7 protein-coding genes and 1 pseudogene are annotated in these 5,959 nt (G+C 65.0%); all 8 read right to left on the bottom strand.

What is annotated here, in order from left to right:
* Positions 1-199: pseudogene (locus tag CCR95_RS22350) on the bottom strand (hypothetical protein); the annotation flags it as partial.
* A complete protein-coding gene (lepB, locus tag CCR95_RS22345) occupies positions 186-692 on the bottom strand; it encodes a signal peptidase I (protein WP_338115479.1) in 507 nt (168 codons plus the stop codon). The gene lepB and the pseudogene CCR95_RS22350, both read right to left, overlap by 14 nt.
* 40 nt (positions 693-732) lie before the next feature.
* Positions 733-1,101 carry a hypothetical protein gene (locus tag CCR95_RS22340; RefSeq protein WP_242523431.1) on the bottom strand — a complete coding sequence of 123 codons (369 nt, stop codon included), beginning with the start codon at positions 1,099-1,101 and terminating at the stop codon, positions 733-735.
* Position 1,102: 1 nt separating this feature from the next.
* Entirely contained in the window at positions 1,103-3,499 is a 2,397-nt protein-coding gene (traC, locus tag CCR95_RS22335) for a type IV secretion system protein TraC (protein ID WP_201098642.1), read from the bottom strand.
* Entirely contained in the window at positions 3,496-3,810 is a 315-nt protein-coding gene (locus tag CCR95_RS22330) for an RRXRR domain-containing protein (protein WP_201098628.1), read from the bottom strand. The genes traC and CCR95_RS22330 overlap by 4 nt, the downstream gene beginning before the upstream one ends.
* Before the next feature lie 104 nt (positions 3,811-3,914).
* Positions 3,915-4,247 carry a TraA family conjugative transfer protein gene (gene traA, locus CCR95_RS22325; RefSeq protein ID WP_201098626.1) on the bottom strand — a complete coding sequence of 111 codons (333 nt, stop codon included), beginning with the start codon at positions 4,245-4,247 and terminating at the stop codon, positions 3,915-3,917.
* Positions 4,248-4,299: 52 nt separating this feature from the next.
* A complete protein-coding gene (locus CCR95_RS22320) occupies positions 4,300-4,965 on the bottom strand; it encodes a TraV family lipoprotein (protein ID WP_201098623.1) in 666 nt (221 codons plus the stop codon).
* Positions 4,962-5,600: a thioredoxin domain-containing protein gene (locus CCR95_RS22315; RefSeq protein ID WP_201098621.1), complete on the bottom strand. Its 639-nt coding sequence runs from the start codon at positions 5,598-5,600 to the stop codon at positions 4,962-4,964. Before CCR95_RS22315 ends, CCR95_RS22320 begins: the two co-directional genes overlap by 4 nt.
* Positions 5,601-5,959: the final 359 nt, after the last annotated feature.

Raw genomic sequence — 5,959 nt, 5'->3', positions numbered from 1 at the left:
CCTGTAATTCGCGCTGCCAGTGCGCCTGCCGCGCCTGTTGCGCCTCCAACCAGGCCGGACGCGGGGCGGTCAGCGCGGCGTTCTGGAGTTCCACCGCCTGATCGCGCAGGGTCGCGTCGGGCAGCGGCGCGGCGGCCAGCGTCCAGGCGTTCAAGCCCAGAAGGCACCAGGCCAAGGCGCGGGCGTTACCGCAGGACATAGACTTTCCCGATCATGCGGGTCATCGGCAGCATCCCCCAGTAGCGCGAATCGAAACTGTCGGCGGTCTCGCCCAGCATCCAGAAATGATCGACCGGTACCCGCTCCTGGCGGATGAAGCTCCCTGGATCGCGGTGGAGCGCGGGCGCCAGGGCCAAGCCCCTGGCCATCGCCAGGCCGTTGATGCGGGTCTCCAAGGGCGTGACGCTCACCCAATCGCCCGGTACCCCGGCGGCCCGTTTGACGAACAGCTTGCCCTCAAAGAACGGGACGCCAACGCCGCGCGCGTGAAACGCCACCAGATCCCCCTGTCGGACATCCTGGGGGCTGGCCTGGGTGTCGATCACAAAGAGCCAGGAGGTTCCCCGCAGGCAGCCCTGTTCCTGCAGGTCAATGCCTAGACGGTAACGGGACGCCGCGTAGGCCCCCAAGGCGAGTGTGAGTGTCAAGGCCAGCCCGGCCAGCAAGGCCCAGCGCCAGGACAGACGCGTCACTGCGGCTTGTCCGTCTCGCCACCACCCCTGACAGCTCGCTTTAAGGTGTCGCACGCGGCACCTCCGCCTCGTTCACCAGCAGCGCCACGGGGGTTGCCAACACCGCGTTGCGCTCCAGCACCAGGACACCTTGGGCGGCGAGGCGTTCGGCGGCTTGGGTATAGGCGCGCAGCCGTGCCGGCAGATCCGCCGGCGTGGCTGCACGCGCCGTCGCCGACAGATCCAGGACCATCACCGGCGGGCGCAGCCACAACGCCGTGTCCAGTTGGCGCTGGAGCCACCACGCCGTGAAGGCGCTGACGACACTGGCGACGAGCAGGGCGATCAGCAGGACGGCCCCGACACCCACGCTCGGCGCGGGAGCCGAGCGTGGCGGTGTCACCGCCAATGGCGTGTCCGATGGCCGCATCTCAAGCGTCTCCGCGCGTCTGTCGAAGTTGCCGAATCGCCGCATCCAAGCTCAGCCCCTGCTGGCGCAGCGCCGTCAGTGCCGCGACATCGCGCGGATGGGTCGAGTAGAGCAGTTGGCGGAAGGGGTCGACGATCAAGCGTCCGATGCCGGCCCCGTCATCCCCGATCACCAGGATTTCCGAATAGACGCCAGGGACCGTGTGCACGGTTTTCAGCAACTCCGCGCCCCCCTCGGTCAATGGCAGGCGTTTGTCCGCCAGCAACTGGTCAATGGCCTGGGTCGGTTGGGCGAGCAGGAAGGTATGCGCCGAGTTCTCGGCGATCGCCCGTCCGGTCGGATTGGTGTAGAGGTCGTTCAAGGATTGGGTGACCGTGACGGCCGCCCCCCGGTATTTGCGAAAGCGCCGATAGCCGGTCTCGATGAACCGGGCGACATCGCCCTGTGTGAGCAAGTCCCAAGCCTCGTCGATGATCACCAGCTTCGGCTGCGCGCGCTCCCCGAGATACATGGCTTGCTGAATCTGATAGATCAGCTGCAGTAGCACCACCTGTTGCAGATGCTTGCGGCCTTTCAGCTCTTCGAGTTCCAGCACCACGAAAGCAGCGGCGAAGGCGATGGTATTCGGACCGTTGAAGTATTTGCCATACTCGCCCGCCGTGGTGAAGGGGTACATCTGGGTGCTCAGGTCACGCAGGCGCGCATCGGTTTCCGCCGCCAGGGCCGCCGCGATGGCGTCGATCGTCATCGCCGGCCCCCACGCATCCCAGACCATTTTGAGCACGCGTTTCAAGCCCGACAGGGCGTAGTCATCCAGCCGGCCGGAGGGTGCGATCATGGCGCCCACGAGTCCGGCGATCATGTCGGCTTCCTCGTCCCAATGGACGATCAACTCAAAAGGATTGAGGCACAGGGTCGTCTCCCGCGCGAAGGTCAGAAACTGCCCTTCCAGCGCCTCACAGAGCTTTTCATAACTGCGCCCGACATCAATCACCCAGCAACGCCCCCCGACCGACAGATGGGTCGAGATCAGTTCGTTAGTCAGAAAGGATTTCCCCGACCCCGACTGTGCAGCGATACAAGCGTTGTAGTTGGAAGCCGAATCGAACAGCGACAGGTTCATCAGTTGCCCGCCACGGCTGACCAGGTTGAGTACCGGGGTGCCGGTGCCCTTCCAGTCGCCCAGCACCGGCATCAGGTTGACGGTATGGCTCGCCGCCAGGGTGCGGTAGCGTTGCAGGTCGCGGATCGCCGTGCGATCGGCGCCGAAGGGCAGGCTGTTGAGCAGCAGCGGGAGGGTGAAATAGCGATCCGTGAACACCTGAAAACCCAGTTCGCGCCAGTAGGTGCGCAGGTTCGAGGCAGCGGCGGAGGCCGCTGTCAGCGTGGAGAACAGCACCAGTCCCAGATGTGCCTTGACCGGGCGATCCCCGGCGTCCAGACGCTCGAACAGTACCCGAAAGCCGCGGGCGCGTTCGCCCAGGCGCGGCAGATAGAGGGCGATCGGCCCGGTCGCCATGTTGGTCGCCCACTGACTCTGGGTCTGCAAGGCTGCGCGTGTCCCTTCCGGCTCGGGGAATAACAGGTTCAGACAGATCAGCAGGTTGTGCGGCACGCCGCGCGTCCCCGAGAAAGGATCGCTCAGATAGCGGGCCGCCAGCCCGAACGACAACCGATCCGGAAAGCGTTTGACCGAGAGCGTCTGCACCCGACAGTCCCCCAGGGTGACCCCGGTGGCATCGACCTCGATGGCCTGGTCGGGATCCAAGAACTGCTCGCGCAGGATCCGGGTCGGATCGGCCTCGGGCGTGACCCGCTGCCGCCAGCTCGCCTCCGGTCCCCAATTGAGCAGCGTATTCATGAGTCGCACATAGGTCGCGGCGGTCAGCGACTGCGGTCGCAGACCGATCGTGACCAGAACCTGTTCGGAACTGGCGCGCAGTTCGATTGCCGCCTGCTGCTCGGCGGCGGTGGGCGACGCGCCGGCCAACGGGAGCTTCACCGTCACCAGCGTATGTACCTCCCGCAGACGCGTGTCTGCGTGTGGAATGATCGGCTGGCGGACCCCCGCGCGGAAAAACTGGGTGCGCTCGGCGGTAGCCGCGCGCAACAACGGCTGGTGCAGTTCGGTGCGCAGCCCCTGCATCGCGGCCAGCATGCCCTCGATGTCGGGCGAAGCCCACAGGATGACCTGCATCAGGGTGTCATTCGGCCAATCCTGATTGACCAGGGCCGACAACCGATCCGCTTGTCCCTGGTCGGCGCCCGCCATCGGTTGACAGATCCACCCGAACGCCAGGCTTTGATCGTCGAGCAGAAAGAGTCCCTGCTGGGGATCACAGGCGAGTGCTGAAAAGAGTGGCGCGGCCCGTTCGCCGCGAAACTGACGTTCCTTCATGTCGTGGCATCCTCGACTCGCGCCGGAACGGGTGCCACGACCTTGCGCAATTGCAATAGCAGCGGTGCGGTTGAGAGGATCCGGGCGCGGCGGTGCGCGAGCAGCTCGCGGGCACGCGCGGGCTGGCAGGGTTGAAGCAAGCGACGGTTGGCATCACACACCAGGACGCGCGAACGTCCCTGCACGGCATCCAGGGCCTGCTGGAACAGGCGGTCTCGGGCTGCGGGCGAGAGCGTGCCGAGTGAAACAAACAGGGCTTTCGGGACCGAAAGATAATGACGTGGTTCGCACCGCGGTGGCAGCGTGGGCATTGCGTTGACGTGGCTCGGTAAGGGGTGGTGGGCAGTTGCCTGCCCGATCTCGGCCAGCGGCCGGTGACGCATATGAATGCGCAGGAGAGGTGATCGCGCGCGGCTTAGGCCAGCGGTAAGGTGGCGGTAAACAAGGTATTGATGACGTTCGGCGCCACCAGCATCCCAACCCCGGCGGCCACACCGACCACAAAACCCATGATCGACTGGCGCATGACACCGGCGACCAGGCCGACCAGGATGAAGGACACGGCAATGATTTTGCCGAGCAGGCCGGTCATCCAGCCTGTCAGTAGGGTGTAGACCACTTGAAATTCGGTGCCGGTGGTGTCGCCGGTGCCCTCGCCGGCGAACGCCAGCATGGGGGCCAATGCGACGGCCACGAGCAGCAGGCGCCCGGCCAGGTGGGGGGCATGGGGACGTGGGGGTTTCAGCATGATGACTCCGTGAGTTGGTGCGATGACAGGTGTGCAGGTGGAGGAAACACCGTTAAGGACGACGGTGGGCGTGATTCGGTGGCGACGCGGGTGGGGTACTCGGAGAGTCGCTGGCCGCCGCGCGCTGCTCCATTTGCAGGGGTTTCAGTAACGCCTGGCTGAAGCGATCTGGGCCAGCGGCCATCGTCCAGGTTTTGGGGGTGATGTCGGTGAAGACATACCCGCTGGCGTGCAGATCGGATTGACGGTCTTCCCAGGGCGCGAACCAGATCCGCATCACCTGGGCCGGCATCCGCAGGGGAATCGGATCGCGCGAGCGCGGGAGCAGCAGGTCTTCAGTCTCGCCAAGCGTGCTGATGTGGGTGTCGTCGGTGATACTGGGAGTCACGGCATGCTCGCGCGGCCTGAATGCCGGGGCGCTGGAGCGAGGAGTACCGTAACCAAACAGAGGTTCGTCGCTCGCGTCTCGAACCTGAGGAGCCGCCCCTGTCTTGCGTGCCGCGTCCACCTCGGATTGATGGATCGCCTCCGTACCATTGGTCAGTTCATAGACACGCGACGTGGGCAGGCATAAGGGATCACTGGGATGGCCTTGACAACCGAAGTGGCGCTCGCCCACGGCCATGGAGCCACATCCGGCGGTGATGCCTACCGCACTGATCAGAAATCCTGTGATGGTCAGGGCCAGGGTGCGTGAAGGTGCGGCCCGCGTGTTCATGCCTCGCCTCCGGCGATCCAAGTCAGCAGATCCGCAGGTATGCCGGGCTGCAAGCGACCATCGGGGGCGATCAGAAAGGGCACCGTGCTGATGCCCAACAAATGCGCGGTCACCAGGGCGCGCTGGAGCGCCCCTTGCCCGCAGCGTTCTTGCGCCGTGGGCACAGTCTCAAGCGTATGCGTCAGCAACGCCTGCGTGGCTGCGGCACGATCGCTGGCGGCCAGGCAATTGAGGTTGACCGCCGCCGCGATCGAGTCCGCGCCGAGCAGGGCCAGCGGAATGAGTCGAAACCGATAGGGTGTGCGTTGCGCGGGGGACAAGACTTGAATCTGGTCGAGTAGCGTCGCGCAATGGGGGCACATCGGATCGACGAAGACGAGGATCTCGCGTGTGCCATCACCCACGTCGAGCGCACCCAGGTCGCTGGCGTTGAGCTTCAGGCGACCGATATCGATGCGTCCCGTCAGCCGGTCAGCGTCCGCCAGTGAGTTCAGCCGTTCCCCATGCCACAGATCGATGGCGGGGCCGAGGAAGACATAGCGCCCGTTGGCCGAGACGAAAAAGATCTTCTCGCCCGACTGCATGATCGACACCCCTTGGATAGGGAGACGACGCAAGCCGTCAATACCCTTCATCAGGTCTCCCACCTCCGCCTAGTCGGTCAGGTTGGCGGGCCGCGCGGCGCCGGGCGCATCGGCGCCCGCGCCGGCCAGGGGTAACCCGAGTGCGACGGCCACGGCCAACGTCGGTGGTGCCCATGCGAGTCGTGTGGTGAGCCTGTTCATCGTGTGGTTCCCGTGAGTAGATACTCTGTTCCGACGCAAGTCCTGTTTGCCTCCTGTCCATCAAATTCATGAATGAGTCATGCCGCTTGTGGAAGGACATAGAAGCGTTGCCCGTCGAACGGTTTTCCGGTCTTAAGCATGCCATGGATGGCGTGCAGGAGCTTACGCATGACGGCGCAGATCGCCTGGATCTTCTTCAGTCCCCGGTC

This window comes from Thiocystis minor (genome assembly GCF_016653465.1).
GTDB lineage: Bacteria > Pseudomonadota > Gammaproteobacteria > Chromatiales > Chromatiaceae > Chromatium > Chromatium minus.
Note: the sequence above shows the minus strand (reverse complement) of the source record. Positions and strands in the feature narration are given on the sequence as shown.